Below are 15,908 nucleotides of genomic sequence, written 5' to 3' on the forward strand. Positions count from 1 at the left end.
CTTTATGCCTCCCTCAATTTCTCCATTAATGCAAATAGCGCTAGCTTATAGCCATAAAAACCAAATCCAACAATTTGTCCCGCACAAACAGCCGCTGTCACAGATTCATGACGAAACGACTCACGTTGATGAATGTTAGAAATATGTACTTCAATAACTGGAATCGAAACGCTTGCGATAGCATCCCGAATCGCGTAGCTATAATGCGTAAATGCACCCGGATTTAGAATGATTCCTTCATATATGTCATCCGCCTCATGAATAATATCAATAATAGCTCCTTCATGATTCGATTGAAAACATTCTAACTCCACTCCCATTTTTTCTGCTTCTTGTTTCATATCTGTTTCAAGCGTCGCTAACGTTCCTTTTCCGTATACATTTACTTCCCTGACACCAAGACGATTTAGGTTAGGACCGTTTACGAGGAGTAACTTTTTCATTTTCTTAAAACTCCTTAATATTAAAGAATGTCTATACGACATTTTAACATAGGAATCACTTATTTGAATAGTTTGTCTTCTCGAGCCCTTCTCCTCTATTTGTATTATTCGATTCGAATGATACAGAATACGAAATAAAAACACCATATAATATAAAGATACATACTGTCGTTACAATTGTTCCTTTCGGTAAATGGAGTGCACTTTTAATAACAGGTGCCATTAGCCCCATCCCCAAAAATAATAACGCCCACCAAAATAAACCGTATAGTATGCCAGGTAATACTCCTTCAAACTTTTTAAAAAGAGCTTTATAGAGAAATGCCACTAAAATTGAAAGGAGTCCCATACAAACGATACCTAGCACATTCCCCCAAACCCCTTCTTTCCAATTTCCAAATGCAAACGGTAAAAGTAAATAGTTAGGGCCAGCTTCTGTAAATGAAAATATATGAAGGAAATACCATATACCTCCCCAAAATAAGCCACCAAATAAACCAATCTGTACAAAGTTCCTTATTGTTGATTGTTCTTGATTCACATTGACACCTCCGCTCAATAGTATGCCCGAAACTATTTTGAAGCATGTTTAAATCCTGCAAAATTTGTCTATAAAAAGAATAAGAAATGTCCGACTCTCGTAACATTTCCCCTTGTCATCCGCTTGTATTTGTCGATAAAATAAAGGAAACTCGGTGATTGTCTTATTTCAATCTGACAGAACCAAGTACGACAATTACCTCTTTTTCTACATAAGAGAGAAACAAATACAGGTTGGTGTTAACATGGCAGAAGAGTCAAAACAAATATATGGCGGACAGGCAGTCATAGAAGGAGTTATGTTTGGCGGTAGAGAATATACTGTTACAGCGGTTCGTCGTAAAGATAAATCGATTGAATTTTATCGTTTACCACGCGTTCGTAATAAAGCATTATCTATACTAAAGAAAATTCCATTTTTACGAGGTATTGCCGCTATTGTGGATGCAAGTGCGAATGGAGCGAAACATTTAAACTTTGCTTCAGAACGATTTGATGTCCACCCAGAAGATGATGAACAATTTGCAAATAAAAAAGAAGAACAATCAAAATTAACGATGGTATTAGGAGTTGCAGCAGTTGGCGTTTTATCGTTCATATTCGGTAAAGTAATTTTCACAGCAGTTCCTGCACTTTTAGCTGAATTAACGAGACCGATTTTCCCATCACATACGGGGCAAATCATTGTCGAAAGTGTCATTAAGCTCATGCTATTATTGAGCTATATATACTTTATTTCTTTAACCCCACTTATTAAGCGGGTATTTCAGTACCACGGTGCAGAACATAAAGTAATCAATGCTTATGAGAATAACCTTCCACTGACTGTAGAAAATGTTCAAAAGCAAACTCGCCTCCATTATCGCTGTGGCAGTAGCTTTATTATATTTACGGTCATTATTGGAATGTTTGTCTATTTCCTCGTCCCTACAGATCCGCTTTGGGCCAGGGTAGTAAACCGAATTTTATTAATTCCAGTTGTTCTCGGCATTTCTTTTGAAGTATTACAATTTACCAATCGATTACGAGATATTCCTGTTTTACGAGTACTTGGATATCCCGGATTATGGCTGCAACTATTAACAACGAAAGAACCAACAGATGATCAAGCGGAAGTTGCAATCGCATCGTTTGAAGAATTATTACGTTTAGAAAACAAACAATAATTATTTAAAAATGGTGTTCAACTCCTTTCCTCATCGTTAATATACTAATTTTAATATATGTTTTTAGGAGGTGTCCCTTATGAACGGTCGTTCGTTTACATTCGCTATATTTGTACTTATTATCGGATTAGCAATATTCGGCCTTGTTTCATCTGTTATTACAGATCCAATGGGAGTGTTAAAAAACATTGGTATCATGTTGGCTGTCGTCGGTATCTTTTACTTACTCTACAAAATGTTTACAAACTCTAGTGGTTCTGCAAATTCGCAAAGCTCATATAAGCGTGCTGCAAAACAATCGAACCGCAAACACGGGAAACAAAATGTAACACCCCTAAGCAATTCTTTCTTGAAACGGAATGCTTCTGATGACAAGGGGAAAAAGGGTAATTCTTCATCGTTGAAACGAAAAAGAAAACAATCTCATTTAACTGTCATTGAAGGTAAAAAAAACAAAAAGAAAGACCGTGCTTCCTTTTAGGAAATACGGTCTTTTTTTCACGATTAGTGTGGCTTATAATCAGTGGGGATGAGAACCCCCGACTGATTAAAGTTTCACTTTATATGTTGCAGCACTTCTTTCAAACTTTTTTCTTTCATACTTTCGATACGAAGGTGATGGTTTTCAAATTGTAAATTTCTTGTCACATCATTAGGCACGATGACACATTTTAATCCGGCTGCAATCGCTGCTTTCAATCCATTTAATGAATCTTCAAATACAACAGCTTCTGACAGTTCAATTCCTAATTCTTCTATCGCAATCCTATAAAGAGCTGGATCTGGTTTTACCTTCTCGACATCTTCTCTCGTTTTAATCACTTCAAAATACTCTCTAATCTGTAGCTCTTCTAAAAAACGAACAACCCACTCTTTAGAGGAACTAGAGGCTAATGCGATTTTCAACCCAAGTTCTCTCGCCTCTTCTAAATATTCTTTTACCCCGTCACGTGCTTTTGGTATTTTCATTTTCTCTTTATGTAAAGTTGTTACTTTTTCCTTTAATACATGCTCGTTAAATTTTTCTTTTAATTGCTCTTTTAAATATGCATAAAGCACTTCATCTGTCGTTCCAATACATTTTGCAAATTCTTCTAAGGGTAACTCTCCACCGTATTCACGAACAGCATCTCTGAAAGAGTGAAACCATATTGTTTCAGTGTCCACAATTAATCCATCAAAATCAAAAATAATTGCTTTCATTATTTTCCCGCCCTTTTCGATTTAAATAAAAAAGGAAACGCCACACGCTCCCCTTAATTACTTTTCTCTTCATTTGCTTTTTGAACACCACGAAGTGTCTCAACTCGAACTTCTTCTTGTTCGAAGTATTGCACTAAATCACCGATGCGATCGATTGCTTCCCAACTTAAATGATGTTCAATTCCTTCTACATCATTATAAATTTTACTTTCATCCACACCGATAATACGCATAAACTGCTCTAACAATTCATGACGATATACGAGACGTTCTCCGATTTTTTTACCTTTTGATGTTAATACAAGCCCTCTATATTTTTCATAAATTAGATATTCGTCTTTGTCTAATTTTTGTACCATTTTTGTTACAGAGGATGGATGTACACTAAGCGCTTCAGCAATATCAGATACGCGGGCATAACCCTTTTCATCAATCAACAAATAAATTTGTTCAATATAATCTTCCATACTAGGGGTAGGCATCGGTTTCCTCCATCCAATTTCATTTTGCTTATTCCGTACGAAGCAATCAATAAAATGATACACCAGAAAGAATAACGTGACAAGGTGGAAACGAGCCTAAATACGTAAAACAAAAAAGAATACAGATTCCCCATATGTAAAATATTGAATTTCTGCATCAGGAAAATACTTATATATAACCTCTTATTGTTCCTTCCAATACTTCTGCATCATCTTTTTTATATACATATTTCCCAATACCGTATCGTCCGCATTTATATTTACGCTTCTCTTCATCCATTTCAAGCTTCGTATTTGGAAAACGCTCTTGAATGACTTTTTTTGCCGGTTTTGTATAGCGATGTTGAATTAATTCGAATGTTAAATTTGGTATCTTCATATCTTTCAACGCATAGTATAATCGTTCAAACATTTCACGGTATCCTTCTTCCCACCCTTCATGCATATAAATTGGTGCAACAATAAAGCCAATTGGATAACCAGCCCCTGCTACTTTACGAGCAGCCTCAATGCGTTCTTCAAATGGTGATGTTCCTGGTTCAAAATAAACGAGCTTTGGCATAAATGGTTTCATAATTACCTTCTCTCGTTAGTATGAAAAGCAATGAAAAATAAACACACACTAAAGTTTTCCACGTTTTAACAGCCCTTAAAAAGGCTGTTTTTCTTTTGTCTAATTTTACAAATTGAAAAATTTCATAAAGAAAATAAGAAAAATGCAAAATAATTAAAGTTAATTGTTGACGTGATGCTTTTATTATCGGTATCATAAATCTTCGTGAGCAATTATTTTTCGTTATACGATTTTTTTATTATTACTGAATTTTTGAGAGGAGAAATTTGATGTCAGTTAAGAAGAAAACGCAAGTACGCACCGGCAAAATGGTACGTGAACTAATGTTAGCAGACGAAGATGTAAATGCTTCGCTAATTATGGTATATAGTGAAAACGGTGTAAACGCAGAAATTAAAATCGAGGGCTTAACGCCGAAATGTAACGAAGAATTATTTTTGAGCGGAAACGTGGATTGGAACAAGAGTGTTATTTATAAAATTGTTGATTTCACTGGGAACGCTGAAGTTGGTAAAGTTACATTAACAGCGATGAACAAAAACAATGTCTCTCTAGAAATTGAACGCGTTATGTGGAGCAAAGAAAATAAAGAAGCTGCTGAGCAAGAAGAAACAGTTGTAGAAGCTACTCCGAAAAAAGAAGTAGTTGTAGAAGCTCCAAAAGCAGTTACACCTGCTCCAAAACCTGTTATGCGTGTAGAAACACCTGCTGCAGAACCTAAACCTACTCCGGTACCAACGCCGAAGCCAGTAAGTGTAGAAGCGGCTGTAGAACTATCTACTCCAGCACCTGTGAAAAAAGTAGTATCTACTCCAGTTACAAAGCAAGAGACAGCGCCGGTTACTCCTGCAAAACCGAAGCAACCTGCTTTGACTGAAACAAATTCAAAACTACAAGAAAATTATGTTAAACTCGTGAAAAAGACAATTGAAGTTTGTCAAGATTACGAGCTTGGCATCGACATAGATGATTCTATTGAAGGATTAAAAGAAGAACTACAAAACCAAGGTATTAGCGTTACATTCGACAAAGAAATTATGGACGTTGTAAACCGCCTTCGTTCTTTACAAGATAAAGGAATCAAAGTAGAAAAAGTACTTAATTTACTATAAAAATAAGGAGATGGCGGTCGCCATCTCCTTATTTTTTATAATTCCAATCATTACTTTCGTACTTCTCTTTTGCTAAAGCTTGAACTTCATGAAGTTGTTCTTCTGTTAGTTCATACGGCACAAGCTCTACATCTAATCCTTTTTCAAATCCAGCTTCAAACGCTTTAATTAACTGTTCAATCGTAAATGTACGATCTGTTAATTCGTTAATCGCTACCGCTTTAGAAGAAAACATGTTCTTCATGCGCTCTTTCACTCGCTCATTTGGGAATAAAAATAGGTCGTATAACTCATCTAAATCAATTTCTAACGGAATAGAACCGTGTTGTAAGATAACACCTTTTTGACGTGTTTGAGCACTACCTGCGATTTTTCTTCCTTCAACTACAATTTCATACCAAGACGGTGCATCAAAACATACTCCTGAACGCGGATTTTTCAAATTTTCACGATCCGCTTCTGTTTTCGGAACTGCATAATACGCTTCTAATCCTAATGCCTTAAAACCGTCTAATAAGCCTTGCGAAATAACGCGATATGCTTCTGTAACTGTTTTTGGCATATTCGGATGATCTTCAGACACAATAACACTGTACGTTAATTCTTTGTCATGTAGTACACCCCTGCCGCCTGTTTGACGACGAACGAATCCATAGTTCTTTTCGTTAACTACATCCATATTTATATCTTTTTCAACACGCTGGAAATACCCAACTGTTAATGTTGGTACTTCCCATTCATAAAAACGAATTGTTGGTGGCATTTTCTTTTCACTTTGCCAATTTAATAAACATTCATCTAACGCCATATTAAATGCCGGTGAACATTGACCAGAGTTAATATAACACCATTTTTCTTTTCCCATCCTGCACCTCATATAACCAATTATTTTTCACATTCTCTAGTCTACCAAATTCGACAAAATTTGTGAAAGAATACGAAATTTCTTCTTATATACAAATGAATCTGTTGCATAAATACATATGGTCATTATAATATTGAAAGTAGGATAAGAAAAAAGGGAGCGATAGAATCGTGTCAACAAACTTGATTATTATACTGGTCGCAATTGTAGCATTCATCGGCTACACTGTATGGATGTATTTCTATCAGAAAAAATTAATTAAAACACTTTCAGAAGAAGAATTTCGCGCTGGCTACCGTAAAGCACAGCTTATCGATATTCGCGAAGCAGATGAATTTAACGCGGGACATATTTTAGGCGCGCGTAACATTCCATTATCACAAATTCGCCTTCGCTACAAAGAACTTCGCCAAGATCAACCTGTTTATTTATATTGCCAAAGCGGATTCCGTACAGGCCGTGCAGCACAATACTTAAAAAAACAAGGCTACAAAGATTTCTACCAATTACAAGGTGGATTTAAATCTTGGACAGGCAAAATTAAAAAGAAATAACATACAAAAAACTAGCTGTAGCATTCAGCTAGTTTTTTATTCCATATTGTTCGCAATGTACAACAGATTCTTTTTGATCACATTTTCGTCTTTCTCATCTACATTACGATATAATAGCTGATATTCAATTCCCTTCTCTTTCCATATAAGCGTAGCGAATTCATCTCCTCGTTCGTACTCATCCTTATTTTTAAAATACGCAGGCGCTCCATTATTCAACCGCATTTGTTCTTGAAATCGATTCTCTTCTACGATGTATGGAAAACTGTAAGAAAAGTTTGCCACTGTTAATTCTATATAATCGTGCCTTCCTTTCTCTTGTTGCTTATATTTAATCGTTACGACAGCATTCTTCTTTCCCATCGTTCTCACCTCTCCCATCACATTACTCGTAATGTCATAAGGTAAAAACGTTGGAACTTTAAACTTCGCTGGAAAATATTTTGGAAGTTCCTTTAGCGGAATAGGATCAGTAACGCGATCCATAGCCCCTCCTGTTGTTCCCACAAATGTTTTTTCTTCCTGCATCGTTTGCTGAAATGAACATGAGCTAAGTAATACACTAGAAAACACGAAACAAATGATTCCTTTTTTCAATTTGTTTCCGCCCTTTCATACCGCTCTCTTAACTAACGAAGCGTTTATATTCTCTTCATATTCGCTTTATCATCAAGCTCCTCCTTTGAAAACTTTCCACGTTATTCTCACACATTTTGACAAAAATTCTTTGTAGGCACACAAAAAAGACCTCGCTACTCTTACGCCCAAATAAAAAGGTTACGCGAATAACGGAAGTCATATTTATAACATAGATTGTGAAAAGCTTTTCAGGTCAAGATTTTTTCATTCTTATTATTTTCCCCTTATAATAAGTAAAGAGGTGATACATATGGCCAATATAAAACAAATTGCAAAAACTGCTGGTGTATCCATATCAACGGTTTCCCGTGTTCTTAATAATCATCCTTACGTAAAAGAAGAAAAACGTAAGCGTGTTCTAGATGCAGTTGAAGAATTGAACTATGCAAAAAATATTAATGCAGTCCATTTAATAAGAGGTAAAACATATACAATTGGCGTTATGCTTCCTTTCATTAATCTCCCGTATTTTAGCACCATTATTGAAGGAATCGGAAATGAAGCATTATTAGCTGGATATCATATTAATTTATGCCAAACGAATTACGATAGTATTGAAGAAATTCGTGTTCTTGAAATGATGAAAATGAAACAATTCGACGGGATGATTATTTGCTCTCGAACGAGTTCATGGGAACAAATTGAGCCGTTCGCAAAATTCGCTCCTATTATTTCATGTGAAAAAATGAAACATCCCCTCATTTCATCTGTCTATGTAGATCATTATGAAGGATTTCGTCTCGGTACTTCCTATTTACTAAGTAAGGGTCATGAAAAAATCGGCATTTGTTTAGCAAGAAAAACAAGTGTTAATTCAATTGAGCGTGAAAAAGCTTTCGCCGATACTCTTCGTCACGAAGGAAAAATAGTACAACCCGATTGGATTTTTCATCAATGTTATACGATGCAAGACGGGGCAAAAGTACTTCAACGCATTTTAAATATGACAAATCGTCCAACTGCTATTTTCACAGCGAACGATCAAGTAGCTGCTGGTTTATTAACAGAAGCAAAAAAACATGGTATTCGCGTCCCTGAGGACCTAGCTATCCTCGGATTCGATAATCATGAAATTTCAAAAGCATTAGAAATTACAACTATTGAACATCCCGGTCTAACAATGGGCTCACGTGCTTTTTCTTTATTCCATAAGCAGATACAAGACGAACAAATTATCGGAAGCTCAGAAGAACTTTCATTCCATTTAATTGAGCGAGACACTGTCTAAAAGGGAGCGTTAACTATAGCGCTCTTTTTTCAGCTATTCATCTATTGACTTTATATTTTTCATCTCATATAATTAACCTAACGAACGGTAGGTAGGGGATGAAAATGACAGCAAACCGCATTAAAGCTGTAGCACTTTCTCATTTCGCACGCTACGGCTACGAAGGAACTTCATTAGCAAATATTGCTCAAGAAGTTGGGATTAAAAAACCATCGATTTACGCACACTTTAAAGGAAAAGAGGAGTTGTACTTTACATGTTTAGAGGCTGCTCTTCAAAAAGATGTACAGAGCTTCACAGGCGATATTGAAAAGTTTTCAACGTCATCTACAGAAGAACTGCTCGTAAGTTTGTTAAAAGGATATGCAAAACGATTTGGTGAAAGTGAAGAATCAATGTTTTGGTTACGAACTTCGTATTTTCCGCCTGATGCATTTCGCGAACAAATTATCGATAAGGCGAATACACACATCGAAAACGTTAGAAAACTTTTATATCCTGTATTTAAACGTGCAAATGACCAAGGGGAACTGCATAACATTGAAGTAAAAGACGCCTTAGAAGCTTATCTATGCTTACTAGACGGCCTTATGGTCGAACTATTATACGCAGGTTTAAATCGCTTTGAGACACGTTTGAACGCCTCTTGGAAAGTATTTTGGCACGGACTTTCAAACTGACGGATTGCTCCTTTGCAATGCGTCGTTTTTAAGCCCTTTACCTAACGACTGGTAGGAAGGAGAAATAACATATGGCATGGATTTATGTAATCATAGCTGGTATTATTGAAATCTTTTGGGTGATTGGACTAAAACACGCGGAGGCACCACTTGAGTGGGCTGGTGTCGCTTTATTAATCGCAATTAGTTTCGTACTACTATTTAGAGCTTACAAAGATTTACCTGTCGGTACTGTGTACGCAGTCTTTACAGGGATTGGCGCTGGCGGAATCGTTCTTACAGAGATTTTTGTTTTCGGAGAACCTTTCTCTATCGTAAAAGTATTATTAATCGGTTTAATCTTCTTCGGAGTAATCGGTTTAAAACGAGTAACAGAAGAAAAAGAAACGAAGGAGGCTGCATAAAATGGCTTGGGTATTTTTAATTCTAGCTGGTATTTGCGAAATTATTGGTGTACTCTTTATGAAAGTAGCCACTGAAAAGAAAGGCTGGGCACCAAAAGTTATTTTAATCGCTAACTTCGGCGTAAGCTTCTTCTTCTTATCCCTTGCGATGAACACGTTACCGATGGGAACTGCTTACGCAATTTGGACTGGAATCGGAACTGCCGGAAGTGCACTTCTCGGTATTCTTATTTTCCGTGAATCAGCGGATTGGCGCCGCCTTGCCTTCTTAAGCTGTATTCTATTCGGCGCTGTTGGCTTAAAACTATTAAGCTAACGTGAGGTGAATGTCATGTGGAAAGAAAAAGGAAAACAAATCTTAACATGGATCACACTCGGGATTGTCATTCTATTACAAATAAGTTTTCATATAATAGAATGGTTGTTTCATAAAGTATTATCCATTCTTACATTCCTTCCTAACATGGCACTTGAAATTGCATCTATCGCTTGGTCAATTATTGCCTCCATTACTATCGTGATTATATGGAGTATCGCCAAGCTATGGAACAAGTTATTTAAAAAGGACAGTTCCTCTGAAAAAGAGTAACTGTCCTTTTTTATGTCTATTTAGATTTTCTATAGAAATTTGATGCGATAAGACAAAGCAGACCAACTATGGCAACACTTATACCAATCCCTTTATGCAATTTAGGAAATGGCGATTGTATATCTGAGTAACCATTTGATACTATGAGGCCAATTGAAAAAAATATTACCCCTATTCCAAATAACAATTTTCGTTTTCCCATCGTTCTCCCTCCTAAATTTTCTCATACCCTTCTTTCCTTTGGACATACTACCTAAAAAAGGAGTGGATGATATGCAAAATTCTATACATAAACATATCCTATTTTTATTTTTCCTATTTCTCGTTTTCATCATCATTTTCAGCTTTATATTACATACTCCGAAAGATGTTATACCGAAGAGCCTCTCTGTTTATAAACTCTTACTTTCATATTGTCGTTATTGAAGAAGGTGCCTTTTATGAGGCACCTTTAAAATTTTTGGCAAGAAAAAAAGACCAACATTTTCCTGTTGGTCTTTCGTATATGTATCACTTTTCAAAGCGATCTAACATTTCGTCTCTCATTCCGAAACTAACAACCGCAATTCCTACATACATAAAAAGAAGGAATGCCGGATGAACTGTATTGTACCAGCTGCTATCAACAATTAAATAAATCGTTAACGCCACAACAAGAACAAACGCTAAAATAAACATATAAAAGTGTCTTGTACTACCCATGATAAACTCCTCTCTTCTCACTTCACCATTCAACAGTATATTGTATCGAATAATTCGATATGACTCAAGGTTAACTTTCTGTTATGTAATCAAGTTCTACCTTTACAATGTCCTCACACGCTATTGAAATGATTGTTCCCTGTTTATCAATTGCTGTCACTTCCCTATTGTCCATTACACGATGCGCTACTCTTTCTAACACTTTCCCTTGGTCTCGATAACAAAATTCTTTTACATCTTTAATTGTTTCTCCGTTTTCTAAATGGTATACCATTCTATAACATCGATATCCCACACTTCCACCCCCGTCTTGCTCGTTTTTTCACATATACATAAAAATGAGTAATTTCTGCCCCATCACATCTTCTTAATTTCAATAAAATTCTAACAAAAATAAATACTTTTATCAAACCGACTTTTTCAACAAAACCACCTATGAAACGGCATCATTACAGCAATATGAAACAAAAAATATAAATTTTTAACATTTTTTTCATGCTATCTGCACCAATTTTGCAAAAAAAAAGAACCCGCATATAGCGAGTTCTTTTTTTCCAATCAGACTTGTACAGGTGCTAGTTTTTCGTAACGTAACACTGGTTTACGAGCAGCCATCGTTTCATCCAAACGTTTAATTACCGTTGTATGTGGCGCTTCTTGTACAACTTCTGGATTTTCTTCTACTTCTTTAGCAATTTGAATCATTTTATCAATGAAACCATCTAACGTTTCTTTTGATTCTGTTTCTGTTGGCTCAATCATAATACATTCTTCCACATTTAATGGGAAGTAAATTGTTGGTGGATGGTAGCCGAAATCAAGCAGACGTTTTGCAATATCTAACGTACGTACACCAAGTTTCTTTTGACGACGACCTGATAATACAAATTCATGCTTACAATGTCTATCGAATGGAAGATCGTAGAACGGTGCTAATCTTCTCATCATATAGTTTGCATTTAATACAGCATACTCAGTTACTGCACGTAATCCATCTGGACCCATAGAACGAATATATGTGTATGCACGAACGTTAATTCCGAAGTTACCATAGAATGGTTTCACACGTCCAATTGCTTCTGGACGGTCGTAGTTAAAGTGATAACCGTTTTCCGTTTTCTCTAAAATTGGTTTTGGTAAGAACGGAATTAAATCAGCTTTCACACCTACTGGACCAGAACCTGGACCACCGCCGCCGTGCGGGCCTGTAAATGTTTTATGAAGGTTTAAATGCACGACGTCAAATCCCATATCTCCTGGGCGAGCTTGACTTAATACGGCATTTAAGTTTGCACCATCATAGTATAATTTACCGCCTGCATTATGGACGATTTCTGCCATTTCTAAAATATTTTCTTCGAATAGGCCTAATGTATTTGGATTTGTTAACATAAGTGCTGCCGTTTCTTCATTTACAACACGTTTTAAATCGTCTAAGTCAACAAGACCATTTTCATTTGATTTTACTGTAATTGTTTCAAAACCAGCTACAGTTGCAGATGCTGGATTCGTTCCGTGAGCAGAATCAGGAACAATTACTTTCGTACGGTTAAAGTCACCTTTTGCTTCATGGTATGCACGAATTAGCATTAAACCTGTCCATTCTCCGTGTGCACCAGCTGCTGGTTGTAATGTAACGGTATCCATACCTGTAATTTCAATTAAATGTTCTTGTAAATCGTACATTAATTCCATTGCACCTTGCACTGTTTTTTCATCTTGAAGTGGATGAATATTTGCAAAGCCTGCGAAGCGTGCTACGTTTTCATTAATTTTCGGATTATATTTCATCGTACAAGATCCAAGTGGATAGAATCCTGAATCCACACCGTGGTTACGGTTTGAAAGCGCTGTGTAATGGCGCATAATATCAAGTTCAGATACTTCTGGAAGCTCTGCATCTTCTACTCGAATATAATCACTCTCAAACACATCTTCTAATTTTACTTCTTCTACATCTAATTTGGGTAAGCTATATCCTACGCGTCCTTCTTTACTCATTTCAAAAATAAGTGCTTGGTCTTGGTTCTTCATTGGATAGCCCCCATTTCGTTTACAAGTGTGTCAATTTCCTCTTTTGTACGAAGCTCTGTTACTGCTACAAGCATATGGTTTGCATGCTCTTTATAATCACGGCCTAGGTCGTAACCACCGATAATATTCTTTTGTATTAATACATCATTTACTTCTTTAACTGGACGTTTACAATCTACAACAAATTCATTGAAGAATGGTCCAGCGAATGTTACTGTGAAACCTTTCGCTTCGAATTGACGTTTTGCATATTGTGCTTTAGAAATGTTTTGACGTGCCATTTCTTTCACACCTTGTTTTCCAAGTGCTGTCATTGCAACTGATGCTGCTAATGCATTTAACGCTTGGTTTGAACAAATGTTAGACGTCGCTTTATCACGGCGAATATGCTGTTCACGTGCTTGTAACGTTAATACAAACCCACGTTTACCATCTGAATCTACAGTTTGACCGACAAGACGTCCTGGAATTTTACGCATAAATGCTTTCGTTGTTGCAAAGTAACCACAATGAGGTCCACCAAACTGCGTTGGGATACCAAATGGTTGTGCATCACCGATTACAATATCAGCACCAAATTTCCCTGGCGGTGTTAATGCGCCTAATGATAATGGATTTGAAGAAACGATAAATAATGATTTTTGTTGATGAACGATTTTTTCGATATCAGCTAACTTTTCAACTTGTCCGAAGAAGTTTGGATATTGAACGATTACACAAGCAACTGTATCATCTACTTCACTTTGTAATACTTCTAAATCTGTTACACCGTTTTTATGATCAATTTCAACAACTTCAAGATGTTGACCTTTTGCATATGTTTCAAGTACCGCTCTTGATTCTGGATGAACTGCACTAGACACAAGAATTTTCTTTTTGCGCGTATGACCAGCTGCTAGCATTGCCGCTTCAGCTAAAGCTGTACCTCCGTCATACATAGAAGAGTTTGCTACATCCATTCCTGTTAATTCACAAATCATTGTTTGGAATTCAAAAATTGCTTGTAATTCCCCTTGTGAAATTTCTGGTTGGTATGGTGTGTAAGCTGTATAAAATTCTGAACGAGAAATAACATGATCAACAATTACTGGAGCGTAATGATCGTATACGCCTGCTCCTAAGAAAGAAGCGTATTCTTTTAAGTTCGCATTTTTACTAGCCATTTGAGATAACTCTTTTAAAAGCTCTGGCTCTGATTTTGCTTCTTTAATTTTTAAATCCCCTTTAAAACGAACACTCTCTGGAATATCAGAGAATAACTCATCAATCGTTTGAACGCCGATTGTTTGTAACATTTCTTTTTTGTCTTCTTCTGTCATTGGAAGATAACGATGCAACATGAAATCTACCCCTCTCCCCGTTACTTTGAACGTTTATAAAATGGTGTTGGAACAACTACTGCTTTGACGCGTTTATTACGAATTTCAATTTCTACTTCTGTATCAACTGCTGCGTATTTTACATCAATTAGTGCTAAACCAATGCTTTTCTTTAACGTTGGAGATTGTGTACCACTCGTTACTTCCCCGATTTTTTCTTCTCCTATAAATACAGGGTAATGCGTACGAGGAATACCACGTTCGATTACTTCGATGCCGACTAACTTACGAGGTGCACCGTTTTCTTTTTGCTCTTTTAACGTTTCTTTTCCAAAGAAGTCTGCTTCTTTATTTGTTTTAACTGCAAAGCCAATTCCTGCTTCAAGCGGTGTAATATCTTTTGATAATTCTTGTCCGTATAACGGAAGAGTTGCTTCGAAGCGAAGTGTATCACGAGCACCTAAACCACATGCTTTTAAGCCCTCTTCTGCTCCAACTTCAAGAAGTTTCTCCCAAAGTTTTGCAGCCTCTTCACTCTTACAGTAAATTTCGAATCCATCTTCACCCGTGTAACCTGTACGAGATACAAGTGCAGGAATTCCATCTACAAGAATATCGTTTTTAAATTTAAAGAACTTAATTTCTTTCAAATCTTCTGACACAACTTTTTGTAAAATGCCTTCTGCTTTTGGTCCTTGAATTGCAAGCTGTGCAACTTCACTAGAAACATTGACTACTTTCGCATCGCCAATTACATGACTTGCTAACCATTCGTAATCTTTCTCGATATTTGATGCATTGATTACTAATAAATAGTCTTCTTCACCACGTTTGTAGATTAATAAATCATCTACAGTGCCACCATTTTCATAGCACATAGCTGTATATTGTGCGCCTCCTACCTTTAAGGTAGATACGTCATTTGTAACAACACGTTGTAAAAATGCTAAACTATCTACACCCTTTACCTCTACTTCTCCCATATGAGATACATCGAACAAACCTGCCGCTGTACGTACAGCTTCGTGTTCTTCTTTAATGCTTGAAAATTGAACTGGTAATTCCCAACCACCGAAGTCGATTGTTTTCCCACCATACTTCGCGTATACATCAAATAACGGTGTACGTTGTAATGTAATCATGCTCTTTCCCCCTTATGCTCTGACAAATCAATAAAAGTTGCTTCCCATATCTAAACATTTTCATTCTGAAAAGATAAGGATATACGGAATCTCATTATATTTTTTTATGAAAGCGTAAATAAAAAGTTACTTTCTTGGATAAAATACGAAAGATTCCACACATTTCACACCATTATCCTAACATTATTCGCTATATTTCATCAATATTCTAGCATAAAAAATAATTTAGAAT

General features: G+C 36.3%; 21 protein-coding genes and 1 pseudogene. 9 read left to right on the top strand and 13 right to left on the bottom strand.

What is annotated here, in order from left to right:
* Positions 1–2: 2 nt before the first annotated feature.
* Together aroQ and ACTFQM_RS16025 are read right to left on the bottom strand one after the other, a co-directional pair.
* Positions 3–443 carry a type II 3-dehydroquinate dehydratase gene (aroQ, locus tag ACTFQM_RS16020; RefSeq protein WP_002111769.1) on the bottom strand — a complete coding sequence of 147 codons (441 nt, stop codon included), beginning with the start codon at positions 441–443 and terminating at the stop codon, positions 3–5.
* Between the two features lie 55 nt (positions 444–498).
* Positions 499–984 (bottom strand): YqhR family membrane protein, encoded by a 486-nt coding sequence (locus ACTFQM_RS16025; RefSeq protein ID WP_142322708.1) that lies wholly within the window; start codon positions 982–984, stop codon positions 499–501.
* Between the two features lie 244 nt (positions 985–1,228).
* Between ACTFQM_RS16025 and ACTFQM_RS16030 the strand changes: the two genes are divergently transcribed.
* Together ACTFQM_RS16030 and ACTFQM_RS16035 are read left to right on the top strand one after the other, a co-directional pair.
* Entirely contained in the window at positions 1,229–2,149 is a 921-nt protein-coding gene (locus tag ACTFQM_RS16030) for a DUF1385 domain-containing protein (RefSeq protein WP_002173423.1), read from the top strand.
* Positions 2,150–2,228: 79 nt separating this feature from the next.
* Positions 2,229–2,630: an SA1362 family protein gene (locus ACTFQM_RS16035; protein ID WP_440035179.1), complete on the top strand. Its 402-nt coding sequence runs from the start codon at positions 2,229–2,231 to the stop codon at positions 2,628–2,630.
* Positions 2,631–2,704: 74 nt separating this feature from the next.
* Here the strand turns inward: ACTFQM_RS16035 and ACTFQM_RS16040 are convergent, their stop codons facing one another.
* The 3 genes and pseudogenes from ACTFQM_RS16040 to ACTFQM_RS16050 all read right to left on the bottom strand — a co-directional run.
* Positions 2,705–3,352: an HAD family hydrolase gene (locus ACTFQM_RS16040; RefSeq protein WP_440035180.1), complete on the bottom strand. Its 648-nt coding sequence runs from the start codon at positions 3,350–3,352 to the stop codon at positions 2,705–2,707.
* A 53-nt stretch (positions 3,353–3,405) separates the two neighbouring features.
* Positions 3,406–3,834, bottom strand: a complete 429-nt coding sequence (mntR, locus tag ACTFQM_RS16045; RefSeq protein ID WP_002173426.1) for a transcriptional regulator MntR — start codon at positions 3,832–3,834, stop codon at positions 3,406–3,408.
* A 96-nt stretch (positions 3,835–3,930) separates the two neighbouring features.
* Positions 3,931–4,378 (bottom strand): annotated as a pseudogene (locus ACTFQM_RS16050) (spore photoproduct lyase family protein); the annotation flags it as partial.
* Positions 4,379–4,677: 299 nt separating this feature from the next.
* Here ACTFQM_RS16050 and ACTFQM_RS16055 point away from each other — a divergent pair.
* Positions 4,678–5,520, top strand: a complete 843-nt coding sequence (locus tag ACTFQM_RS16055) for a hypothetical protein (protein ID WP_025150055.1) — start codon at positions 4,678–4,680, stop codon at positions 5,518–5,520.
* Positions 5,521–5,548: 28 nt separating this feature from the next.
* Here ACTFQM_RS16055 and ACTFQM_RS16060 read toward each other — a convergent pair whose 3' ends face one another.
* Positions 5,549–6,385 carry a lipoate--protein ligase family protein gene (locus ACTFQM_RS16060; RefSeq protein WP_440035181.1) on the bottom strand — a complete coding sequence of 279 codons (837 nt, stop codon included), beginning with the start codon at positions 6,383–6,385 and terminating at the stop codon, positions 5,549–5,551.
* 170 nt (positions 6,386–6,555) lie between these two features.
* On the opposite strand from ACTFQM_RS16060, the gene ACTFQM_RS16065 reads away from it, so the two are divergent.
* On the top strand, positions 6,556–6,939 hold the full coding sequence (locus ACTFQM_RS16065; protein WP_025150053.1) for a rhodanese-like domain-containing protein: 384 nt from the start codon (positions 6,556–6,558) through the stop codon (positions 6,937–6,939).
* A 36-nt stretch (positions 6,940–6,975) separates the two neighbouring features.
* On the opposite strand, the gene ACTFQM_RS16070 is transcribed toward ACTFQM_RS16065, so the two are convergent.
* Positions 6,976–7,512, bottom strand: a complete 537-nt coding sequence (locus tag ACTFQM_RS16070; protein ID WP_440035802.1) for a DNA polymerase III subunit delta — start codon at positions 7,510–7,512, stop codon at positions 6,976–6,978.
* Between the two features lie 316 nt (positions 7,513–7,828).
* Here ACTFQM_RS16070 and ACTFQM_RS16075 point away from each other — a divergent pair, with 316 nt between their 5' ends.
* From ACTFQM_RS16075 to ACTFQM_RS16095, 5 genes are all read left to right on the top strand, one after another.
* Positions 7,829–8,806 carry a LacI family DNA-binding transcriptional regulator gene (locus ACTFQM_RS16075; RefSeq protein ID WP_440035182.1) on the top strand — a complete coding sequence of 326 codons (978 nt, stop codon included), beginning with the start codon at positions 7,829–7,831 and terminating at the stop codon, positions 8,804–8,806.
* A gap of 98 nt (positions 8,807–8,904) precedes the next feature.
* Positions 8,905–9,486, top strand: a complete 582-nt coding sequence (locus ACTFQM_RS16080) for a TetR/AcrR family transcriptional regulator (RefSeq protein WP_440035183.1) — start codon at positions 8,905–8,907, stop codon at positions 9,484–9,486.
* Positions 9,487–9,557: 71 nt separating this feature from the next.
* Entirely contained in the window at positions 9,558–9,890 is a 333-nt protein-coding gene (locus ACTFQM_RS16085; protein WP_002173434.1) for a DMT family transporter, read from the top strand.
* Position 9,891: 1 nt separating this feature from the next.
* The gene (locus ACTFQM_RS16090) at positions 9,892–10,206 is read left to right on the top strand and encodes a DMT family transporter (RefSeq protein WP_440035185.1); all 315 of its coding nucleotides are present in this window, start codon (positions 9,892–9,894) and stop codon (positions 10,204–10,206) included.
* Positions 10,207–10,221: 15 nt separating this feature from the next.
* Complete coding sequence (locus tag ACTFQM_RS16095) at positions 10,222–10,479, top strand: DUF3975 family protein (protein WP_440035186.1); 258 nt, start codon at positions 10,222–10,224, stop codon at positions 10,477–10,479.
* A gap of 16 nt (positions 10,480–10,495) precedes the next feature.
* Here the strand turns inward: ACTFQM_RS16095 and ACTFQM_RS16100 are convergent, their stop codons facing one another.
* The 6 genes from ACTFQM_RS16100 to gcvT form a co-directional block, all read right to left on the bottom strand.
* Positions 10,496–10,681, bottom strand: coding sequence for a hypothetical protein (locus ACTFQM_RS16100; RefSeq protein ID WP_440035187.1), 186 nt, complete (start codon positions 10,679–10,681; stop codon positions 10,496–10,498).
* Positions 10,682–10,989: 308 nt separating this feature from the next.
* On the bottom strand, positions 10,990–11,181 hold the full coding sequence (locus ACTFQM_RS16105; RefSeq protein WP_000535934.1) for a hypothetical protein: 192 nt from the start codon (positions 11,179–11,181) through the stop codon (positions 10,990–10,992).
* 70 nt (positions 11,182–11,251) lie between these two features.
* Complete coding sequence (locus ACTFQM_RS16110; protein ID WP_000262495.1) at positions 11,252–11,455, bottom strand: DUF3929 family protein; 204 nt, start codon at positions 11,453–11,455, stop codon at positions 11,252–11,254.
* Between the two features lie 284 nt (positions 11,456–11,739).
* Positions 11,740–13,215, bottom strand: coding sequence for an aminomethyl-transferring glycine dehydrogenase subunit 2 (gene gcvPB, locus ACTFQM_RS16115; protein WP_440035189.1), 1,476 nt, complete (start codon positions 13,213–13,215; stop codon positions 11,740–11,742).
* Positions 13,212–14,555 carry an aminomethyl-transferring glycine dehydrogenase subunit 1 gene (gcvPA, locus tag ACTFQM_RS16120; protein WP_440035191.1) on the bottom strand — a complete coding sequence of 448 codons (1,344 nt, stop codon included), beginning with the start codon at positions 14,553–14,555 and terminating at the stop codon, positions 13,212–13,214. Before gcvPA ends, gcvPB begins: the two co-directional genes overlap by 4 nt.
* 20 nt (positions 14,556–14,575) lie before the next feature.
* Positions 14,576–15,676, bottom strand: coding sequence for a glycine cleavage system aminomethyltransferase GcvT (gene gcvT, locus ACTFQM_RS16125; RefSeq protein ID WP_440035192.1), 1,101 nt, complete (start codon positions 15,674–15,676; stop codon positions 14,576–14,578).
* Between the last annotated feature and the right edge of the window lie 232 nt (positions 15,677–15,908).

Origin of the sequence: Bacillus cereus group sp. MYBK30-2, from assembly GCF_051915945.1 — a bacterium.
Lineage (GTDB): Bacteria > Bacillota > Bacilli > Bacillales > Bacillaceae_G > Bacillus_A > Bacillus_A paramycoides.

Bases quoted from the DNA above. Each gene is read 5' to 3' on its own strand.
- ACTFQM_RS16095 (WP_440035186.1), top strand. From the start codon at position 10,222: ATGTGGAAAGAAAAAGGAAAACAAATCTTAACATGGATCACACTCGGG.
- ACTFQM_RS16085 (WP_002173434.1), top strand. From the start codon at position 9,558: ATGGCATGGATTTATGTAATCATAGCTGGTATTATTGAAATCTTTTGG.
- ACTFQM_RS16060 (WP_440035181.1), bottom strand. From the start codon at position 6,385: ATGGGAAAAGAAAAATGGTGTTATATTAACTCTGGTCAATGTTCACCG.
- ACTFQM_RS16080 (WP_440035183.1), top strand. From the start codon at position 8,905: ATGAAAATGACAGCAAACCGCATTAAAGCTGTAGCACTTTCTCATTTC.
- ACTFQM_RS16055 (WP_025150055.1), top strand. From the start codon at position 4,678: ATGTCAGTTAAGAAGAAAACGCAAGTACGCACCGGCAAAATGGTACGT.
- ACTFQM_RS16105 (WP_000535934.1), bottom strand. From the start codon at position 11,181: ATGGGTAGTACAAGACACTTTTATATGTTTATTTTAGCGTTTGTTCTT.
- gcvT (WP_440035192.1), bottom strand. From the start codon at position 15,676: ATGATTACATTACAACGTACACCGTTATTTGATGTATACGCGAAGTAT.
- ACTFQM_RS16090 (WP_440035185.1), top strand. From the start codon at position 9,892: ATGGCTTGGGTATTTTTAATTCTAGCTGGTATTTGCGAAATTATTGGT.
- ACTFQM_RS16030 (WP_002173423.1), top strand. From the start codon at position 1,229: ATGGCAGAAGAGTCAAAACAAATATATGGCGGACAGGCAGTCATAGAA.
- ACTFQM_RS16040 (WP_440035180.1), bottom strand. From the start codon at position 3,352: ATGAAAGCAATTATTTTTGATTTTGATGGATTAATTGTGGACACTGAA.
- aroQ (WP_002111769.1), bottom strand. From the start codon at position 443: ATGAAAAAGTTACTCCTCGTAAACGGTCCTAACCTAAATCGTCTTGGT.
- gcvPB (WP_440035189.1), bottom strand. From the start codon at position 13,215: ATGAAGAACCAAGACCAAGCACTTATTTTTGAAATGAGTAAAGAAGGA.
- mntR (WP_002173426.1), bottom strand. From the start codon at position 3,834: ATGCCTACCCCTAGTATGGAAGATTATATTGAACAAATTTATTTGTTG.
- ACTFQM_RS16100 (WP_440035187.1), bottom strand. From the start codon at position 10,681: ATGGGAAAACGAAAATTGTTATTTGGAATAGGGGTAATATTTTTTTCA.
- ACTFQM_RS16110 (WP_000262495.1), bottom strand. From the start codon at position 11,455: ATGGTATACCATTTAGAAAACGGAGAAACAATTAAAGATGTAAAAGAA.
- ACTFQM_RS16035 (WP_440035179.1), top strand. From the start codon at position 2,229: ATGAACGGTCGTTCGTTTACATTCGCTATATTTGTACTTATTATCGGA.
- ACTFQM_RS16075 (WP_440035182.1), top strand. From the start codon at position 7,829: ATGGCCAATATAAAACAAATTGCAAAAACTGCTGGTGTATCCATATCA.
- gcvPA (WP_440035191.1), bottom strand. From the start codon at position 14,555: ATGTTGCATCGTTATCTTCCAATGACAGAAGAAGACAAAAAAGAAATG.